The 21,325-nt window shown below is 35.7% G+C and carries 12 protein-coding genes and 1 pseudogene; 3 read left to right on the forward strand and 10 right to left on the reverse strand.

The window, feature by feature from the left end; translation table 11 throughout:
- On the forward strand, positions 1 to 1,548 hold a 1,548-nt coding region (locus VKJ25_RS14890), incomplete at its 5' end, for a Calx-beta domain-containing protein (RefSeq protein WP_324237419.1).
- A gap of 1,140 nt (positions 1,549 to 2,688) precedes the next feature.
- Here the strand turns inward: VKJ25_RS14890 and VKJ25_RS14895 are convergent.
- The 7 genes and pseudogenes from VKJ25_RS14895 to hpsE (VKJ25_RS14925) all read right to left on the reverse strand — a co-directional run bounded on the left by VKJ25_RS14895 (position 2,689) and on the right by hpsE (VKJ25_RS14925) (position 11,714).
- Entirely contained in the window at positions 2,689 to 3,390 is a 702-nt protein-coding gene (locus tag VKJ25_RS14895) for an acyltransferase (protein WP_324237420.1), read from the reverse strand.
- Positions 3,391 to 3,518: 128 nt separating this feature from the next.
- Positions 3,519 to 4,082, reverse strand: a pseudogene (locus VKJ25_RS14900) (helix-turn-helix domain-containing protein); the annotation flags it as partial.
- 301 nt (positions 4,083 to 4,383) lie between these two features.
- On the reverse strand, positions 4,384 to 5,607 hold the full coding sequence (locus VKJ25_RS14905) for a hypothetical protein (protein WP_324237421.1): 1,224 nt from the start codon (positions 5,605 to 5,607) through the stop codon (positions 4,384 to 4,386).
- Positions 5,608 to 5,716: 109 nt separating this feature from the next.
- Positions 5,717 to 6,490, reverse strand: coding sequence for a glycosyltransferase family 2 protein (locus VKJ25_RS14910; protein ID WP_324237422.1), 774 nt, complete (start codon positions 6,488 to 6,490; stop codon positions 5,717 to 5,719).
- A gap of 216 nt (positions 6,491 to 6,706) precedes the next feature.
- Positions 6,707 to 8,368, reverse strand: coding sequence for an alkaline phosphatase family protein (locus tag VKJ25_RS14915; protein WP_324237423.1), 1,662 nt, complete (start codon positions 8,366 to 8,368; stop codon positions 6,707 to 6,709).
- Between the two features lie 123 nt (positions 8,369 to 8,491).
- A complete protein-coding gene (gene hpsE / locus VKJ25_RS14920) occupies positions 8,492 to 9,451 on the reverse strand; it encodes a hormogonium polysaccharide biosynthesis glycosyltransferase HpsE (RefSeq protein WP_324237424.1) in 960 nt (319 codons plus the stop codon).
- A 436-nt stretch (positions 9,452 to 9,887) separates the two neighbouring features.
- A complete protein-coding gene (gene hpsE / locus VKJ25_RS14925) occupies positions 9,888 to 11,714 on the reverse strand; it encodes a hormogonium polysaccharide biosynthesis glycosyltransferase HpsE (RefSeq protein WP_324237425.1) in 1,827 nt (608 codons plus the stop codon).
- Positions 11,715 to 13,334: 1,620 nt separating this feature from the next.
- Here hpsE (VKJ25_RS14925) and hpsP point away from each other — a divergent pair.
- Entirely contained in the window at positions 13,335 to 14,519 is a 1,185-nt protein-coding gene (gene hpsP, locus VKJ25_RS14930; RefSeq protein WP_324237426.1) for a hormogonium polysaccharide biosynthesis glycosyltransferase HpsP, read from the forward strand.
- A gap of 69 nt (positions 14,520 to 14,588) precedes the next feature.
- Here hpsP and VKJ25_RS14935 read toward each other — a convergent pair whose 3' ends face one another.
- The 3 genes from VKJ25_RS14935 to gatA form a co-directional block, all read right to left on the reverse strand.
- Entirely contained in the window at positions 14,589 to 15,104 is a 516-nt protein-coding gene (locus VKJ25_RS14935) for a tellurite resistance TerB family protein (protein WP_324237427.1), read from the reverse strand.
- Between the two features lie 365 nt (positions 15,105 to 15,469).
- Positions 15,470 to 17,950 (reverse strand): hypothetical protein, encoded by a 2,481-nt coding sequence (locus VKJ25_RS14940; protein ID WP_324237428.1) that lies wholly within the window; start codon positions 17,948 to 17,950, stop codon positions 15,470 to 15,472.
- Between the two features lie 995 nt (positions 17,951 to 18,945).
- Entirely contained in the window at positions 18,946 to 20,403 is a 1,458-nt protein-coding gene (gene gatA, locus VKJ25_RS14945; protein WP_324237429.1) for an Asp-tRNA(Asn)/Glu-tRNA(Gln) amidotransferase subunit GatA, read from the reverse strand.
- 448 nt (positions 20,404 to 20,851) lie between these two features.
- On the opposite strand from gatA, the gene VKJ25_RS14950 reads away from it, so the two are divergent.
- On the forward strand, positions 20,852 to 21,307 hold the full coding sequence (locus VKJ25_RS14950) for a helix-turn-helix domain-containing protein (RefSeq protein WP_324237430.1): 456 nt from the start codon (positions 20,852 to 20,854) through the stop codon (positions 21,305 to 21,307).
- Positions 21,308 to 21,325 lie beyond the last annotated feature (18 nt).

Here is a 21,325-nt window from a genome sequence, read left to right on the forward strand (position 1 = left end):
GCAGTAACAATAACTCGTAGCAACGGTAGTGATGGAGCAGTCAGCGTTACACTCACCCCCAGCAATGGTACAGCAACAGCACCTGAAGATTATGATCATACTTCTATAGTGGTTAACTTTGCAGATGAGGAAACAGAAAAAAACGTGAATATTCCCATCGTCGATGATAGTGAAACAGAGGGAAATGAAACTATTAATTTAGCTTTATCAAACCCCACAGGAGGAGCCACTATTGGTACTCAAGATACAGCAGTCTTAACAATTGTAGATAATGAAGTAATACTTGGTACCGAAGCAGGAGAAATTTTAACAGGAGACGAACAGGATAACTATATTAATGGTTTTGGTGGCGATGATACTCTCAATGGTTCTGGGGGAGATGATAATTTATTTGGGGGTTCTGGCAACAATATCTATGATGGCGATGATGGTAATGATACAGTCAGTTATGCCAACAACCAAACCAGTGGAGTTATTGCTAACCTCGAAACTGGCAATGTCTCTCGTAAGTTTGAAACTTGGTCTGAAGATTTTAAAATTCTGCCTCTAGGTGACTCCAACACCAGTGGATACAGTAAATCTAGTCCCGGTGGGTATCGCATCAACCTATGGAGGTCTTTAGATGGTGCTGGGTACAATTTAGATTTTGTTGGTACAGCCTACAATGGTCCTTCTGATATTGATAGAGATCATGAAGGTCGCGGTGCTTTCACTATTAATCACCTTATAGATAACACTGTCACTCAATTTCAAGGTTACAATACACCATCAGTAGCAACATACACAACTATTGAAGATACCTTGGGCACTTATGACCCAGATATGGTGTTATTAATGGCAGGTACTAATGACATTAGGGAAGGTGATGATGTAGATACGGCGATCGCTGATTTAGAGGAACTTGTGGATAGGATTGTTATTGCTGCACCTGATACCCATGTATTGGTTGGCTCTATTCTGCCAAATACTGCAAATGCTACTCGTGAGGCTAAAACTATTGAGTTTAGTAGCCGTGTTGAAAGCGAAATTGTCCAACCCCAAGTAAATGCTGGTAACTATGTCAGTTTTGTAGATATCTTTAATGCTCCACTCATTCCCAGTGACTTTACCTCTGATGGTACCCACCTGACATCTGGTGGTTATGATAAGTTAGCAGAGGTTTGGGAAGATGCTATCATTAATACGGTTGTTGCCGAAGACACTCTAATAGATGTAGAAAACTTAATTGGTTCTGATGGTAATGACGAACTCACAGGGAACAATGTTGCCAATGAACTTACTGGTGGCGCTGGAAATGACACCATTACTGGTGGCGGTGGAGATGATTTATTTATCTACAGTGAAGGAGATGGAACTGACCTGATTACAGACTTTGAACTTAGTAACGATTTATTTGGACTATCTGGTGGTTTAACTTTCAGTAAATTAACAATTGAAGATGCAGGGGCAAACACTGAAGTTAAAGTTACCCTCACTGACGAAGTTTTAGCTGTACTTCCAGGAGTGGTCGCAAATGATATTACCTCTGCTCATTTCATAACTGTCTAAAATATTCTCATATTATTAGGACTAAAGCCACGCGAACCCAGAAACCCGGTTTTTCCTAAAAACCGGGTTCCTCCCGTGTAAGTCCTGAAACTATTGTACAATAGTTTTTAAAGCTACATATAGCGTCTCTGCATCAGTCCTATAATAGACATCTCCAGAAAAGAGGGAACGCTTAACTGGGAACGCTTAACTGGGAACAGGGAACAGGAAGAAAGAATTGATAATTTATGGGTAAGAATTGATTTGATTTTTTATTTTTGGAGATGTCTATTGTACAATAGTTTTTAACGCTACATATAGCGTCTCTGCATCAGTCCTATAATGTGTAAATATTCCAGCGTACATTGCTATAATTTAGGACTTATATCATGTCCGTTGGTATCGTTTGTGTAAAAATTGGAGAAATATCTAGGGTTTGCTGAAAAAGTCTGATGGTGAAGGTAGGGAGTAGGGACGTTGCATGCAAAGTCCGTACAGAATCAAGAGGAATCAAGAGTTTTAGAGAATGTACTTGTAAAAATTATCCCTTGCCAATTCTGCTCAAGTCTTACCCAGATACTGACTTTTTCAATCTTATCAAGCGAAAATCTGGTACTTTTTCACGATCTCAAAAGCCTAAAACCTTTACCAGTAAATGCCTTTATATTTAATCAGCAAGCCCTATCTACCTTTTTTAAGGTTTTTTTCTTCTCTTAAAGCTTCTTCCTTCTTCCTTCTTCCTTCTTCCTTCTTCCTTCTTCCTTCTTCCTTCTTCCTTCTTCCTTACCTTCTCTATACAAGACCGATGCTACCGGACATGATATTACGCAAAGAAACCCGGTTTCTACGATAAATCGTTGTTTTGAGTAGTAATAATCTACCCTCGTACCGGGTTTCTGGGTTCAACTGCGTAAGTCCTGTAATTGTTAATTAGGGCTTGCGTATGGAAATGTAAAAACTTTGACAGATCGAGCTTTTAGCATTTTTAGGTATAGAAAAAGTACCTACTTTTCAGCTATTAATGCTGAAAAAGTTACCATTTTAGGCACATCCTTGGGCAAAAAAAATTACTTTCCTGCTCCTCTACTCCCCTACTCCCCTACTCAAGCGCTCCCCTACTCCTTAAAAAAGACTTTTTCAGCAATCCCTAATTATTCATTATTAGTCCGATTTCATTCGTTGAGAAATAACCTTTGCAGGCACTCCCACTGCAATAGAATAAGGGGGAATATCCTTAGTTACCACTGCCCCTGCTCCTATCACGCTACCTTTACCTATTCTGACACCATCAACTACTCTAACTCCACTACCCAGCCAACAGTCATCTTCAATCACAATACCTTGATAAGAACGGCCTTGTTCCTTAATCTTGCGATTTGGGTCTGAATATATATGATTATTTGCATATATTCCTGTGTGAGAAGCAATTAGACAATCATTACCTATCACAATATTACGTCCAGAAAGACAAGTGTAAGGACCTATATTGGTGCGATCGCCTATAACTATTAAACCCTCATCATGGACTCTAATATCTACTCCTCGTTCTAATCTACTTTTATTACCTATTTTAATCCAGCTATTTAAACCATCTGCAGCTATATTAGCCCCAGAGCGAATATAAACCCCACTGCCTATTTCTATCCAATAGGTACGGTTAAATTCCACATTGTGTTGAATTTGAATATTACTTCCCCAGTTAGCAAAAATTAGACTATACATAGAGCTTCGTAATTTCATTCCCAATGATAAGGGTATGCCACCGATTGTAGCTAAAACTACACGATATAGATTAGTTAGTTTAGCCTGAGAGTCTTTCTTGACAAACTCATCAAATTTGTATTGATCTTGAGTAATAGTCATTTTACTTATATTTTTTCTCTAAATAATAATTTTATGTGTCCTTACTTACTGCTTCATAAAACGTCATGAAATGACATTTTACTGTTTACTTTCTGCTATGTATATGTCTTATATATAGCAATCCTAAATTCATCAATTATAAACACTGTCAGATTTTCAGCTTGTATTTCCGGTTCCCATCTGGCTAATAATTCCTCTATATCTTTTCTCTTATTCGAGGGATGGAGAGGTATCCTTGCCATCCCTCGACCAGTTCTTTGAGCTTTCACTAATTCATCATTTTTAGGGGGATTATTGTTCTGAGTTTTTTTCCAACTTATTCCTGCTTCTTTAAGTAAATTATAATAACTTTGAGCCGACTCAAAAACTACATCATATTCATTCTGTAAATAGTTTTGTAAATCTGATAATTTCAAATAATATTTTGCCCTTAACCACTCAATTGTTTCCTGTTTTTCTTGCGCATTTAAGAAACCTTTTCTGTCTTGATACTCAAGTCTTAAACTTTCTACACCATGAAATAGTGCTTGGTGTTTCCATTGACTAATAAAACTATAAGAAACATTTAATAATTCTTTGATTTCATGGTAGGATTTTCCTAACAAAATCATTTTTACTGCCAAGGCTCTTTTAACTTCTTTAGACTCTCTTGTTTGATTGATAAAATCATCTAATTCATCTATAATATTCATTTTTAGTCTTTTTCCTGGATATGTTATTCTTAACTATTTATACAGATATCATTAATCAGGACTAAAGCCATATGAACCCAGAAACCCGGTACGAGCGTACACATCTATTACTCAAAACAAGGATTTATCCTAGAAACCGGGTTCCTCCCGTGTAAGTCCTAATTAATATCTAAGAAACCAGTGACGATCCGAATTGTACACAAAGCACTCTGTGAAAATGGTACAAAGGATGGATGATTTAATAACCTTTGTGTAATTAATTTTGTATTTGAGTTTTTTCTCAGCATAAGTATCGTTATCGTTAAGGTTTCCAAATACTTGCCTTTTGTTTTTGCTTCTTTAATCCTGGTAATAGATTATAAATTGTATTTTTGATAGGATACCAAAATAGTTTTAATCTTGCTTCCAGACGGTTGCGCCATAAACAAAACTTCAAAGCATTTACCCAAGAAGCAGAAATGCCTGCCTTTTCTGCTTCTTGAAGTATTGATCTAAATTCATTAGCCTGTGTTTGATCGAGATTTCTTAAACTTGATATATGAGCATCACTAACATCTTGCTCAAAACTTTCTGGTAGTGGAACTCCTACAACTCGCAAGTTTAAAATTGTGCGAACACACTTTTCGCAACGTCCACAGTTCAAACGATCAAAATTCTTTTGATTTTGAGGACCATACCAACATACCCGTAGTCTAGATAAAGCTTCAGGCCACTCAGACAACATGGCCATTTTCTGAGTACGTGTAAAATCTGCACTATCGTGAATAATCTCAAAAGCATCACTGGAAACTAAAGGATCTGTTAATGGATTTGTTCCCCAAGGTATTACCAGTGATTGGTAAGGTTCTGTACTAGAAATTAATCCGGCTCTATATGTTCCCTGAAATAACATTAAACAGGAACCAGTCATACCAGCAAAAGCATCTTGTCCTAAACTTAAAGCCTTGAAATTTGTCGCCATCGTTATTAATTCTACCCCCAGACTCTCAAGAATTGCTTCTGAGTTTTGATAAGCGCGTTCAAATACTTCTTTTTGTTTCAGAGGAATATCAACACCATGAATCATCAATCCTGCTTTCAAATTTCGACTTAATCTACCACAGCGATTAGCAGCATGACGAAAAGCAGTAAAACAAGCATCAACTCCACCGGAAAAAGCCATAATATCTCCAGCAGCATCATCTGCTCTTTGCTGTTCTATTTCTTTATCTGCAATGACATCAATTTTTTTAAAGGATTTAGGTCGCCAGCAGGCCCATATTATTTGTAACTTTTCCAGGTTGCGTAATAAAGAAGGAGAAATTTCACCATGAACGTGCAAATCTGCTCCTCTTTTCATTCCCCAAAAAATGCTTCCTACAACCAGTGGATCCCAACTTTTAGTAATTTTAGAACTATGTTCTGCGGGTACACGATACCATAAAGGAATTTTTGATTGTTTGGAGTCTTCTATAATAGCAGTTATAGTAACTGAACCATCTGCTTCGGTTTTTTCTTCTCTCCAGATATGAGCTAGATTTTTCATAAAAAAAAACTAAAATTATTTAGCACTAATTAGGAATAACAAGACTTACGCAGTACACCCATACAGAAGTTTTCGGAAATATTACCATCCGTATTCAAGAAAAAAAATTTTAGTATAAACCAAAATCTTTTCTAATTGATAATGTTATCGGACGATAATTGAATAAGACTTTTTTGATTTTAGGCAATAACCCTTTAGGATTAATTAAATTTTCTTTTCTTAATACATTTTCATTATGGCAAACAATATAAACACTACCAGGAAAAGGCAAAGGTGATATTGGTGTCTCTCGATTAGCCAACAACTCCACTGCTTTGCTATGAGGAATATAGTACCTATTGTAGTAATCCAAATTATTAGATTCTAGAGTCTCAGGTAATGGATATAAGTCACGTCTCAAAATAATTGATGTTCCACACCAACGATCAAAATTTTGCCTTTTAATATAGAGATATTTACTACCTTCTTTATATAAATAGCCTTTGTTGACAAACCAACCATTATTTTGAGGACTTTGTTCAACCAACTGTGCTAGATGTTTGCTAACACAATCATCTGCATCGACAACCATTATATGAGTAAAACTATAATTTTCTTGAGCATATTTTATCCCAGTTAGTACCTTCCTAACCTTATCTGTTCGCTTTCTTATCAGTAAATTTACTTGATCTTGACTAGAAACTTGGGGAAATTCTACTCTCACATAATCAACATAAGGATGTATATATTGATTATTGGGCAATTCGTGACACACTACTACTACCCTAAAAGAATTAGAACTTTGATTACAAACAGACTTAATAGTTCTTTCAAAAAGTCTAGATACAGTTTCCCATGACTTAGAAGTCTGCTGGCTCTTCAAAGGTATGACAAATAAAAGCATTTTTAAACTATTACCCACCTGAGAATTTGTAGTGACGACATTAACTTAATCAGAACTAAAGCCATGGGAACCCAGAAAACCGATACGAGCGTAGATGTTTATTGTCAAAAACAATGATTTACCCTATAAACCGGGTTTCTTTGCATAAGTCCTGTTAATGTGTGAAATATAAATTATCACTTCAGAATAGCGATCGCTACTCCCAAAAGTCTACTATTACATTAAAGAAGCAACAGATGTTTGTAATAATGACTTACCATCAAAACGACGAGAAATTGGGGCATCCATTAACTGAAGAATAGTAGGTGGAAGGTCAATAACATTACCTTCGGGCAAAATTGAACCGGGAGTAATACCATTACCTTGCACCATAACAAACCCTCTGGAACGATGACTACCTGTACGCCTGTAGGGAACAGGCCCAATACGTCCATACTTAGGACTATCAATAACATCAGTAGGTTTATCATCCCATTCTATCACCAAATCAGCACCTGGTAGTTTGGGATCCCTTTGTTGAGGAGATTGGCGCGTCCGCATCACTTTCTTCACAACTGACAACCCATTCCTGGGATTCTTCAAAGCATATAATTCCTCAGTTAATTCTTCACACAAAGCATCATACTCTATGACAGAAACTATTCCTTGAGGTTCCCTACCTTCCAAGTTAATCCGAATATAGCCTTCAGAAAAACTTGGTAAAGCAAACGCTTTCATTTTTGGCCAGAAAGGTTTGTACCAACTGACAGGCTCCCAATAAAATGGGTCTGACTCTTTTTGCAACTGTTGAGCAGAAGCTAAATCAGGATTTTGAGCCACACCAAAAAACTTATCTATATAATCATGGAACTTACTGGGTGTATACTCCCTTAATAAACCTCTAATTGGGTTAGGATCGTACTTGCGTTGCCAAATTTCCCCCGCCCAAGTTTTGCGTTTTGTTTTTAATACAGGTGATGGCACAGGACCTCCAACTTTTCCAGGAGCAATCATTGCTTTACCAGGAAAATTAAAGCGATAAAGAAACTCACCCAAAAGGAACATACTGGAAACATCAGTAGTATTGTTATCACTACCATGAACAGAAAACACCATGAAATAAGCATTTTCTGGAGCTGCTGCTAAGATTTCACCCACTGCATGATCTGTCGCTTCAAAAACTTCCAAAAGTGGGTCTTGGTCAAACAAGTTCTTTGGTCTATACTGATATAAAGGATGATCAGGTTGACTGAGGAACCAAAAATCATGACCGGCTGAATGTGGTTCGCCAAATACTGTTAAAAATAAATCCCACTTCTCCTGGTGCAACAAGTCACGACATATATCAATACGCTTAGAAATACCTGCTTTTAGTGCCTCTCGCAGACGAGTTAAATAAGCTCCATCCCACCAATCACCATGATCTTTATGCAATGCTGGATGTTTGCCGTAACGATGATTAATTTCTGGCAGTATATTTGCAGGTAGAGAATGACTAGGAGTACCAGGAGAATGCGCACCCCAAGCTAATACCTGAATACCATTAACTTCTGGGGAAAGAGTAGATTTAGGCAAATCGAATGCACATACTCGATAATCATCTCCCAAAGCATAGAATGGAGCATAATCTCCAAAATCATAAGCACCAACATTTTCAACTTTGTATGTTCCCTCGTGAAACTTAATACCGCCCCAATATCCAGTATTCTGAGGCCGTGTACCTGCTATGAAAGTAGTCCAGGGAGTTTCTGCTTTGTAGTGGTCTAGACCTGTTAAGCGACCGTAAGCTCCCTGTTTTCGGAGTTTACTTAAATTCTTCAGATACCCTTGAGACATCCAAGATTCTAATAACTCTGGGTCTGCTGCATCTAATCCAATAGCAATAACAGGATTTTTCATAGGTTTTTGTTCCTTTTTCTATGATTTATATCTGAGGTATTTTTGACAAAAATCAAACAGTTTATAGTAATTCCCATACTTGTGATGTACCTTATGACTATGGGAGACGTATAAATAATTTTCTTAGCTAGTTTTATTTACAGCAATACTCTTCATAAACTGTTTTTTAATCAACTCAAAAGGACTGAGCATACTACTCAAGAAAAATTCTAGTTCACAGGCCGCTACTAAATCAGTTTGAAGATTCTGTCTGTATTTATAAATGTGTAAGATAGCTCGGCGTAGACTTCCCATAACTATCTTAGTCATTACAATTGGCTTTTGCCAACTTTTGATATTAATCAAACGTAGTTCACAAATACAAAGACCTACAGTTCTAGATAAAGAAAGTAGATAATCTCTTTCTAATCTCCAGCTTGGTATTTTATGATCTAGGTGCATATCTGGATTATACCAAATTTCCCAGCCTCCCCTGTGTAAGTGGAGAGATATTTCAAAATCATTTCCTCCTCTTGTCGTTCTAACTAGGCGCTGAGGAACATTTTCTAACCAAGCCTTTTTCCTAACAACTAATCCTGCTCCTGGAGGTAAACTTAAATTTTCTGGATTGTATAAATGAGCTTTTGAACCCCGCTCTTTAATTGCTAAAAATGATTTAATTCTCCCAAAATTTTCAGGAGGTTCTACTTCAAAATCACCATGAATTTGACCGCCATAAGCTCCTGCTTTAGGATATTCTTGAGCAAATTTATATGCCATAGATACCCAGTCTGGGGCTGGAAAAACATCGTCATCTATGAAACCGATTAATTCTCCTTTTGCTGCTTCGATAGCCTTCTGTCTAGCAAAAGCTAATCCTTGTTCGGCTTCAAAACAATATCTTAAATTATAAGACTGCGACCAATTTTTTTGGTAATCTTGAACTACTTTTGCTGTATTATCTTTGCTGTTATTATCAACAACCAGAATTTCCCAATCAAAATGTTCAGTGTTAATTTGCTCTCGCAATTTATCCAGAACTTTTGGTAAACGTTTTTCCCCATTATAGGTAGGGATCGCTACCGTGAACTTTATCTGTTTCATAGAGACTTTTAAAGTTATTGTCGATCATAACTTATGTTGTATTTAAGGTCGGTATAGCAATCAGGAATCAGATGTGAGATTTTAGTCGTAACTAGGTAGGATTCAGGAGTTAGAAATCAGGAGTCAGAATGTAAAAAGATTTTGATTGATCTTGATCATTCTTAAATATCTCATCAATCATTCCTGATTGCTATAGACGAAAAAAATTACAAGTACGTCCGAAACGACTGGAACTGACTACAAGGAAGCAATAGATAAGGGTTGCAACTACTTTAACATTTCGTTACTGAAAAATAAAAGTATAAAACCTCTCCTTTTAAGGCGCAACTGCTTTTGGGAACACAACCTTCCAGGTTGTTACAGCCTGGAAGGCTGTGTTACAAATGTACCTCACAATCTTTAGGCATTGCTGTAATCAGCAAGCTCTATTTTAATTTTAGGTAAATCTCAAAGGTTTAGGAGAATCTATAGCATAGCCTTGAGCATAATGCAATCCTTGGGTAATAATATTATCCATTATCTTGCTGTTTTCAACCGCTTCCGCAATCGTTTTAATACCTAATTTATCACCCAGACTATGGATTTTTTCTATGCTGATGAGATTTCTACTGTTGTTAATAACTCCTTGAATTAATTTGCTATCAATTTTCAGATAATCTATAGGTAGTTGTTTGATATGCTCAGACATGGAGCTAAGATAGCCATCATTATCTGAGGTAAGATGACCAGCATTATCTAAGGTAAACTGACAACCAATTTCTTTCAGCATCTTCATCAGTTTTGCTACTTTTTCTTTATTATAAATAGCAATACTTTCACTGATTCCTAAACTAATTATTTCTGGTGAAATTTCATGCTTATCAAACTGCTGACGCAAGAAATCTACGAATGTTTCATCATTGACACTAGCAGCACTAATGTTAATCTCATACAAACATCTATTGTCTTGAACTTTAGCCCCAGAAAGTTGACTCAACAACTTCCAAATTACCCATTTATCAATGATTCCCATAAAATTGTAACGTTCAGCAGTAGGTATAAACTTTCCAGGTAATATAATCTTCCCTTTTCTGTCTTCTATTCGCAGCAGAATTTCTAAATGTCTTCTGTTTAAATCTTGGTTGCTAATAGGAGATATGCTTTGACCATAAAGACAAAAGTTTTGTTCTTTAAAAGAAAAGTTTTGTTCTCCACAACAACAGTTTTGTTCTTCAATAGCTGTAGCAATAATCTCTAACCAATTTTCACTGCCATCAAGTCGTCGGTAACTTCTGGCTTGAGCTTGAGACTCTTGTTGTTTAGCCCACAGGAAAAAAGGACTTTTGATTGTATTCCACAAAAATTCTGTTTGGCAAGCTGTCACAGTATCAGTTTTGATTAACTTACCTTTTTTCATCCTGTGAAGTACCAATTGTCGCCAATCATTAGCCATGTATGCTGGAAAAGCTAAAGGTTTTTGCCAACTTTTGAGAGTCATCATTCTCATACGATTTCGACTCAAACCTACACAACGAACTACCTTGAGTAAGTAATCTTTTTTCAGTCGCCAATTAGGAATTTTATGATGAACCACCATTGCTGGGTTGTACCAAATTTCCCAACCTGCTTGCTGAATATGTCTTAAAGCTTCTAAATCTTCACTAGCTAATCCAGCCTCTTTATCAGTATGATTCAAAAATAATGTCTTGGGAACTGCTTTTTCCCAGGCTTGTTTACGAACTACTACTCCAGCACCAGGGGGTAACATCTTATTTTTAGGCTTGTATAAACTTGGTTTATTACCTCGATTTATAATTCCTAAAAAACAAGCTATCTCTTTAAAGTTTTCTGGCAATTCTGATTCTGAATTTTGTTCAAAAAAGTATCCATGAATCTGACTGCCAAAAGCACCAACTTGAGGATGATTTTTCCCAAAACTATAAGCTTGGGATACCCATTCAGGAGCAGGTAAATTGTCATCATCTAGGAAACCAATAAATTCTCCTCTGGCTTTTTCCACTGCTCTTTCTCTAGCAAATGCCGCTCCTTGCTTTGCTGCAAAAGCATATCTTAATGGAATTAATTTAGGCCAGTCAGTCTTTTGATGATTTGCATAATCTCCTACTACTTCCGCAGTTTTATCCGTGCTGTTATTATCAACTACGATTACTTCCCATGAGAAGTTCTCGGTATCTATTTGTGATTTTAATTTGTCTAATACATCTGGTAGACGAGCTTCCCCATTGTAGGTAGGGATAGCAACTGTGAAATCAACCCTGTTCATATTGAACGCACCTCAACTAAAGTTTTTGCAATGTTTCTACATGGTGCTTTTGTTGCTTGATTTTCGCTGGCCTTGAAGGCGATCGCGAAATACAAACAATCAGGATACTCTACAGTCTGAGTTTAAGTGCTTAAGCAAAATTAGCAGATTCCAGGTACATTAAGTACAGATATTCAGATAGGACTAAAGCCATGGACGCTACTGGTAGGGTGTGTTTTGCTACGCGACATGAAAAGCCTACTTCGTAATGCACCAATATATATAGAGCCTTTGCGTAAGTCCTGTCAGAATTAAATCTAGTGCGGGCATCTTGCCCGCGACGGGTAGATATTGCCTGTGACAGGCGCTCCTCACGCTTAGTGGAATCCGCTATAATTGTGCATTGATTTCTCAATTGGTCAGACTTAGAGACGAAATTATATACAAATAATTTTGCACAACTACTTATCCTGTAAATTCACCAAGTAGTTTGAATATTCTCTCTTCGGTTAAGTAGAATTACTGATCGTTTAATTGAGATGCACCCGAGCTATTGGCGTTTATAGCAATTTTTTCAAAGATTCTGACTAACTCTATAACTCATCAAAAAAGACATAATACAGCAACTGAGGCTAAGTTCTAAACAGAGTTAATCAGGAGTAAACAGAAGAGAAAAAGTGAGTAATCTATAGATTATTCAATAATGTTCTAATTTTTTAGACCTGATTTACTATTAACTAATCCAAAACTTTAAGACTGTACTATATTTTTGTAAGATTTTTTATTAGTCGGATATGAAATCAATATACACCCTTTTATGAAGAATTGGTGAAAATTTCCCAGAGATTTATAAATTTTCAGTAAAAACACTTAAGATTAAAATTAACCAGCTCAAAGCCTTGACAAACTAATTTTAAAGTGGTAAAAAATCAGCAAATTTAATCCTTTTATGATTATTCTCAAAATATGTTGGCCATTTCAGTTATCAGTTATCAGTTAGGGTTTGCTGATTAAATATAAAAGCTTTTACTGGTAAAGGTTTTAGCCTTTTTAAGTCTGGAAAAAGTTCAACTTTTTAAGGATGAGGAAATGATGTATACTAACGCTATTTTTTATTTATTGATATCGTCACTCCTGTCTCCTGAATCTTGACTCCTGTCTCCTAGTCCTCACTTTTGCAAAGACACGGTTAGGGGTTATATAACCCATATTCGGCAGTTCAAGTTGTAGTATTAAAATTATGCAACTTACAGCGCTTTTCTTTCCTGATAAACCACATCGTCATTTCAGTTATCAGTTATCAGTTATCAGTAGAGAGTGAACCTCCGACTAAACTTGGAGGCTGGAAATACTGAGTTAAAATTTTTTCATCCCCGAACCAGGGGAGGCTTTATACCTCTTTTTTTGGTCATAACCAAAACTCCAGGGGCGAATGGGATTCGCCTTCATTGTTGTATGCAATGTCCGTACATATAAAAATGTCAATAGACATCTCCAAAAATAAAAAGTAAAATCAATTCTCCCATAGGAAATTATCAATTCTTATTCCCTGTTCCCTGCTCCGTCTTTCCTGGAGATGTCTAATTGTTATGATGTTTTATATAGGTTTTATGGCAGTGTCAAATATAGTTGAATAAAATTATGCGAATCTTACAAATAATACCTTCTATTTCTCTAGTTTACGGCGGTCCTAGTCAAATGGTTTCAGGACTTTCTACCGCTCTTGCTGCCCAAAATATAGATGTTACTATTCTTACCACAGATTCTAATGGGGATATTGGTCAACCGCCTTTAGATGTTCCCCTAGATAAACCTGTCACACAAAATGGTTATCAAATTCGTTATTTTCGTTGTTCTCCGTTTCGTCGTTATAAATTTTCTCTACAATTATTACAATGGTTAAATCAACACGCTAATGAATTTGATTTAGCTCATATTCATGCTCTTTTTTCTCCAGTAACTACTATAGCTGCAACTGTTGCTAGAACTAATAATTTACCCTATATTTTAAGACCTTTAGGAACTTTAGATCCTGCTGATTTACGCAAGAAAAAACAACTGAAAAAAATTTATGTTTCTCTGTTAGAAAAGCGGAATATTGCTCATGCTGCTGCTTTGCATTTTACCAGTACCCAAGAGGCAAAAATTTCTGAAAGATTTGGTTTATCTACAAAAGATTTAGTAATTCCTTTAGGTGTTAATCCTCCCAAAAATATTCCAGAGGAAAGTTTAGTTAATTTTCTTCAATCTCAAGGTATAGAAACTAAATATCCGATAATTTTATTTATGTCTCGCATTGAACCAAAAAAAGGATTAGATTTATTATTACCTGCTTTAGAAAAGTTATTGACTGAAGGGATAAATTTTCAATTTATTTTAGCAGGTGCTAACCCTCAAGACCCTAATTATGAGGAAAAAATTAGGTCAAAAATACAAAATTCACCTCTGGCTAAATTTACAAAAATAACAGGTTTTGTTACAGGAGAAATAAAAGCAAGTTTATTGCAAGTTTCTGACTTATTTGTATTGCCTTCTTATTATGAAAATTTTGGTATTGCCGTAGCAGAAGCAATGGTAGCAGGCACCCCAGTCCTTATTTCTGACCAAGTTCACATTTGTCAAGATGTCGCAAATGCAAAAGCAGGTTGGGTTGGTGCTTGTCAAATAGAAGATATGGTTACTTTAATTAAGTCAGCTTTGCAGGATGAAACCGAAAGAAAACAACGAGGTTTGAATGCTAAAAAATTAGCTGAAAATAGTTATAGTTGGCAGGCGATCGCTACACAAACTATTCAAGCTTATGAAAAAATTATTGCTGATAAATAGGTTAAAAGTTAGAACAAATATTTATAGCAGTCACCAGGATAGTTGAGGATATTCTCATTCTTTCAAAAATTAATCAAAGAGAATTTCAACTTCTGACTTATCTTCAGAGTTTTGATTAATTCTCTGCTTTTTAGACTTCCTTTTACTAATCTGATGAATTTTTAATTTGTCTTCAAAAATTTTTGAAGCTGTTTCTTGATGCAGTTCCAATACCTGACACAAACGAAGTAAAAATACTCGTTCTTTTCCGGAGAAGACCCCATCTACTAAAACTAGATCGGCAGCTAATATAAAAGCTGTTTCTTTATGCTCCTTATTTAAGGAATCATTAGCTATAGCTACTAAATTATTAATTCCTTTTTCGGTGACTGTATTGAACAACTTATTCAGCATATTTGTAATCTGTTTTTCTGAATAGCTTTTAAACATTTCCATTTCAGACAAAAGCAACATAACTCGTTCTGTTTCTTCATCTAAAATATAGCCATCTGAAGCAATAGCAGATACTGCAATAGCTGCTATTGCTTCGGGTTGTGAGAATATACCTCGATGTCCATTGTCAAATACCTTATCTAGTAAATTCATTTTAGGTATTGTCTCCTAATTTATTGTTTTTTGACTTCACTGATAACTGATAACTGAAATTACTAGACGTCCTCTACATCTTTTCCCCCCTTCCGAAGGAGGGGTTAGGGGAGATACTTTTATTGGGTTTCCTCCCTCAACCCAACCTACATCTTGTTCCCCCCTTCCGAAGGGGGGGGTTAGGGGGGATACTTTTGTTGGGTTTCCTCCCTCAACCCAACCTACATCTTGTTCCCCCCTTCCGAAGGGGGGAGATGAGGTACACCCACACGAGCAACATGCTCCCACTGTAAGGATTTAACTATTTTGTCTTGTACATCATTAGTCCAAAATATACTGTATTTATTAATTGATAAATGAATTCATTATCCATTATCAAAAGGCAATTTTGGTGGTGGTGGAGGAACTACCAAGCACTCAACAACTGCTTTATGACTTTCGCGGTCAGTTTGGACTTCTGCCGCGATCGCCTCAAACCTAATTTCCAAACAACCATAAGCAATATCTAAGTCTGTAATTACTTCTACTTCTCCCATTCCATTTGGGATAAAATCAGTTAACCAGCGAGGTCCAGCTACTATTGCTTGAGCTTGGCGATCATAAACCCATATTTTAACATAAATCCGAGGTAAACCTTCTGGTAATTTCACCCTTACTTTTACTGCTCGTCCGGCAACAATATCTTTGGCCATCAATTCTAAATTAGGAACTGGCAATGGTTGTTCATCTGATAAAATATAAGGTTTTGTCGAAATAGACTCATCTTTTTGTTGAGAAAGATTATCTAAACCAAAGTCCCATTGGTTCTCTTGGCCTGGCCAGATTTCTTCTGGTTGTTCATCTTCGACCACAAATTCTTCTGCTTCCCAATTAATTTCATCATTATCCTCACTAGCAAATTCTTCATCATCAACCATTACACTAATAGAATCATTATCCTGTAATTCTTCTGTTTTATCTAATTCTGTATTACCCTTGTCCGTTTTCTCAGTTGGTTCCACAGAAGAAATCTTCATCCATTGCAATAACTCAGAATCGTTAATCAAGGAATTTAAACGAGAAAAGAATCTATCTTCCAAGTTCAAAGCTTTAAATTCGTGATTTATAGGAGTAAAGTTTGTGGGAAAGGGTACAAGATTTTGTTTAGTTTCAAGTGTTGCTTCTTTATTAAAAGTTTCTGACTTTGACTCTACTTCTGATTGTAAATTTGTCTCTTCTTCAGACGGTTCTGAATCTCTCCAAACATCATCCATTTCATCAGAATCTTTAGTATAATTTGACTTAGCCAAATCATTAATTTTAGTTGGATTTTTCGCCCTATTACTATTATCCGGTAGTGAATTTCCAAATGTTGGTAATTTTAATATTTCAGAATTTGACTTACCTGTAATAGGTTTGTTTATTTGTGGTGGTAAAGGTTTTTCTCTATCTGTTTTCTGCTCTGGTTGAGTCTGATTAATTTTTTTGACTAAATCCTGAAAAGAATTATGTTTTTCTTCTGGCTTTCTTGCTATTAAATTTGTTTTCGGATCAACTATTTCCTGATATTCATCTTCCCAAAAATTATCATCAATTACAGCTAGTAAGTTTTCAACTGAAGCGGTAATTGTAAAAGATTGATTTGCTAAAACATTATTATTATTTTTGAGGATAATTTCTCCTAATATTAGACGAGTTTTCATATTTTCTGGCACATTAATTATACAGGCAAAGAAAATAGGTAAAGCTTGCTCTGGTAAAATTTGTTCTACTTCTATTAAAATTTCTGAAGTTTGAGGATTACGCAAACAAATATTTAAGTTCCCATTGATTATGGGAGTATTATTCGTTGCAAGAGCATAATTTTTTTCTGTTAAATTATCCTGGGCAAGTAGATTGTTAAAGCCTTCATTAGATTGAATATTCTCATCTTGATTATCAATAATTATTTGTCCAGATATAGTTAATGCTTCTCCTGGTTGAGCAATATAAGATAATCTATCTAAAATTAGTTCTAGAGATAAATTTAGAATAGAGTTAGCTTGAGTATTAGTATTTGTTTCTTGATTTTCTTCTACTTTTATATCTGGCTCTTTCTGCAGTTCCTCCAATATTGATGAGCTATTGTTCAGGGTTTCAGTTAGTTCTCTTAGTTGACTCTCTATATTTTTAATTTCTTCGTTTTGATTTTGAATGTTTGGTGTTTGCTGTTTATAACTATCTAGTAAATCAGTCAGATTTTCTATACTTTCTGATTCTTCTGATAATGCTTGTAATTTCTCTTGAATCTGACTGTCTAATAATTCTATTTCATCTGATTTAATTGTCTCAAGTTTTGGCAACTCAGGATAGTTTTTTCCTATATTTTCTTCTTGATTAATTGTTACTTCATTTTGACCTGAAAAAAACGAAATATTTTCATTAGTTATCAAATTCTTTAGCTCAGGTTCAGTATCTTTTACTTTATATAATTCTTGACTTTGTGGTTCTAGTTGTTGTGAAAAATCTGAACTATCCCAGTCATTAGACAATACTTCTAGATAGACAATATGTTCTCTTGTTTCTATTGATGATGTGGTTGGTTTAGCTAAACAGCGAAACTCCCACTTACCTGGTTTGAGTCTGGTAAATGGAATAATAGATATGAGACCTTGAGAGCGAGTACGACTAGAACGTTTATGAACTCGCCTTATGGGAGGGATTTCTTCATTAGAATTATGAATAATCTGAATTTGGACTTCTGTATTAGCTATATGAGTATTCGCAACTATCCGATAGCGACCCTCTAGAATTTCCACATCGGCTAATTCTAAGGGTAGCCAGGTTTGGTCTCCCTCTTTCTGTAGCAAAAATTCCCAGTCTGACATCTACGGCTACAGCTTTACTTTACAAAATATATTTTTCTAAGTTTATCTCAGATTGTTGATTATCTAGATAAATTTTAGATATTAAAGTTATAATTTTTTTAATCTTAATATTTGATTTATTTTTACTTATCACAAATAGTTACTTTTGTCAAATATATTTTTCTAAAACTATGACTAAAACTGGACTTTAGACTAAATGTATTAGTGTAAATTTGTAGTGGACTGTTTCACTTGAAAAATGGTGCCATAAGTTTAGGTTGGGTTATTTGCGTGAGCGTTGCGTTGGCTTTAGCATGGCAAAGCAAAGCATGAGACCGAAACTCAATAATAATTTTTATTCTCTATTACCCTAATACAAAAAAGGTTTTAACCTTACTTTTCACTCCTTTAGACAGATTTGGTATAAAATTGTCAGGACTTACCCAGAAACCTGGTTAATTAATGAAATTTCCTGATTTATTTGAAAGACTAAATCTTAAAGAAACCCATCTGGCTTTTTGGTTGGTTTGTGTAACTCCTGATTTCTGAAATTTCCTGATTTATTTGAAAGGCTAAATCTTAAAGAAATCAATTTGGCTTTTTGGTTGGTTTGTGTAACTCCTGATTTCTGAAATTTCCTTACTTATTTGAAAGGCTAAATCTTAAAGAAATCAATTTGGCTTTTTGGTTAATTAATGAAATTTCCTGATTTATTTGAAAGACTAAATCTTAAAGAAATCCATCTGGCTTTTTGGTTGGTTTGTTTAACTCCTGATTTCTGAAATTTCCTGATTTATTTGAAAGGCTAAATCTTAAAGAAATCAATTTGGCTTTTTGGTTAGTTTGTGTAACTCCTTACTTATTTGAAAGGCTAAATATGAAAGAAATCCATCTGGCTTTTTGGTTGGTTTGTGTAACTCCTAATTGCCTATGAGGTAAATATTTACTGTTAAAATAAAATTCCATTTCCCTACACTTTATCAAAACCCAAAGTTTCATTAATAAAAACTAACTCTCTAAATTTGAGGTTGATATTTGTACCAATCATTAGATTGTTCATAAACATGAGCAACTTCAAATAATAAAGATTCTTTCAAAACATTACTAATAAATTGCATACCAATAGGTAAACCTTTTTCATCAAAACCACAAGGTAAACTCAAAGCAGGTAAACCAGCCAAATTAACTGGAATAGTCATTAAGTCAGACAAATACATATTCAGTGGATCGTTAGTTTTTTCACCCACCTTAAATGCTGTAGTTGGAGCAGTGGGGCACGCCAAAATATCTACTTGAGCAAAAGCCTTATCAAAATCTTCCTTAATTAAAGTTCTAACTTTTTGAGCTTTCAGATAATAAGCATCATAATATCCAGCCGACAAAGCATAAGTACCAATCATAATTCGGCGCTTAACTTCTGAACCAAAACCTTCAGCACGAGTTTTCCCATACATACTTAAAAGGTTTTCTGAATCAGGAGTACGGAAACCATATTTAACCCCATCATAACGAGCTAAATTCGCCGAAGCTTCTGAGGGAGCAATAATATAATAAGTAGGTAAACCATATCTAAATCTAGGACAAGAAATTACCTGAATTTCTGCTCCTAACTCTTGCAGTAGTTCCACCGCTTTAGTGAAAGCTGCTAAAACAGATGAATCTAAACCTTCGCCAAAAGTCTCTTGAATTAGACCAATTCTCAGTTGTCCTCTAGGTCTTAAATTAGGTTTCAGATTTTTCCTGTAATCTGGTATTGGTACATTCAAACTGGTAGAATCCTTCGGGTCATAACCAGCGATCGCCTGCAATAAAATGGTCGAATCTTCGACAGTTCTACTAAAAGGACCGATTTGGTCCAGAGAAGAAGCATAAGCCACTAACCCATAGCGAGAGACCAAGCCATAAGTAGGCTTCATTCCTACCACTCCACAAAAAGATGCTGGTTGACGAATGGACCCACCTGTATCTGAACCTAATGCTACTATAGATTCTTGAGATGCCACTGCTGCTGCCGATCCTCCGGAAGAACCTCCAGGTACTCGTTCTACATCCCAAGGATTAGCCGTAATTTGATAGGCCGAATTTTCTGTAGAACTGCCCATCGCAAATTCATCCAAATTAGTTTTACCTAAAATTACTGCTCCAGCATCCACAAGTTTTTGAGTCACCGTAGATTCATAAGGGGGAATAAAATTTTCGAGAATTTTAGAACCACAAGTAGTCGGGATACCTCTAGTACACATATTATCTTTAATGGCAATCGGAATCCCTGCCAGTTGTCCAATTTTTTCTCCTGCTGCAATTTTGGCATCCACCAGACGAGCTTGAGTAATGGCCTGATCTGCGGTAACACAGATAAAGCTTTTTAACTTTGGCTCTAACTGGTTGATGCGTTCCAGAGCTTCTTGAGTAATTTCTACAGCAGAGCGTTCTTTGCTGATTAGTTGTTTATGCAGCTCGCTAATGGATGCCATGCTTATACCGTTATTCCTACAAATTAAAATTTAAAATATTTATGATTATTTTGAGATTCTCGCTGTTAATTATAACAGGAGATTCTTTGGTGGGAGTGAATTTGCGCAACTGGGAATCACTAGAGAAAAGAATTTATTAGTCTACCCGCATTAACACAAGCTGAATTTTAGCACAAACCTTGTAGATATTTAACGTAAAAAGTTGATATAGCAATTCTTAATATTTGTGACAAAATTTTTAGACTTGGTATGGAGGGAACAGGGAATAGAAAGACCAAATAAAATTATACCTCACAAGCTTAAGAAACGCTACAAATATTAAGTTTTAAGTTGAAATTAGATAATTTTACTGATGATAATTTTTTAAATTCAAACTTATATTTTATCCGGAATATGGTACAGATAGGCTGAGAAACTATGAAGTTCCCACGATTTCTTAGTAAGAGCTATGCCACCAAAAGCTCGTTTGAAAAACTATCTGACTACAGAAGAATTGAAAATTCGCTATCGACAAGCTCCAGATACCATCGAATCCCGTCGATGGCATCTCCTGCTTTTAATTGCTCAACAATGGTCTATTAAAAAGGCAGCTCAAGTTATTGGGCTTAATTATGATTATGCCAAGGAAATTGTTGGACGTTATAACCGAGAAGGACCGGAGTCTGTGAAAAATCGTAGCAAGGATCGTCAACCACCTCCTGCTAAATCTTTATTGACTTTTGCTCAACAGCAGGAACTATTAATGGCTTTACAAGGGCCTGCTCCTGATGGTGGGACTTGGTCTGGTCCAAAAGTAGCTCGTTGGATAGCTGATAAAACTGGTCGGGATCATGTCTGGCCTCAACGAGGTTGGGATTATCTAAAAAGGTTGGGTATTGACTGGAAGAAAAAAGATCACAAGTAAGTATTTCCTCTGGAATGC

Source organism: Okeania sp. (assembly GCF_035285525.1).
Taxonomy (GTDB): domain Bacteria; phylum Cyanobacteriota; class Cyanobacteriia; order Cyanobacteriales; family Microcoleaceae; genus Trichodesmium.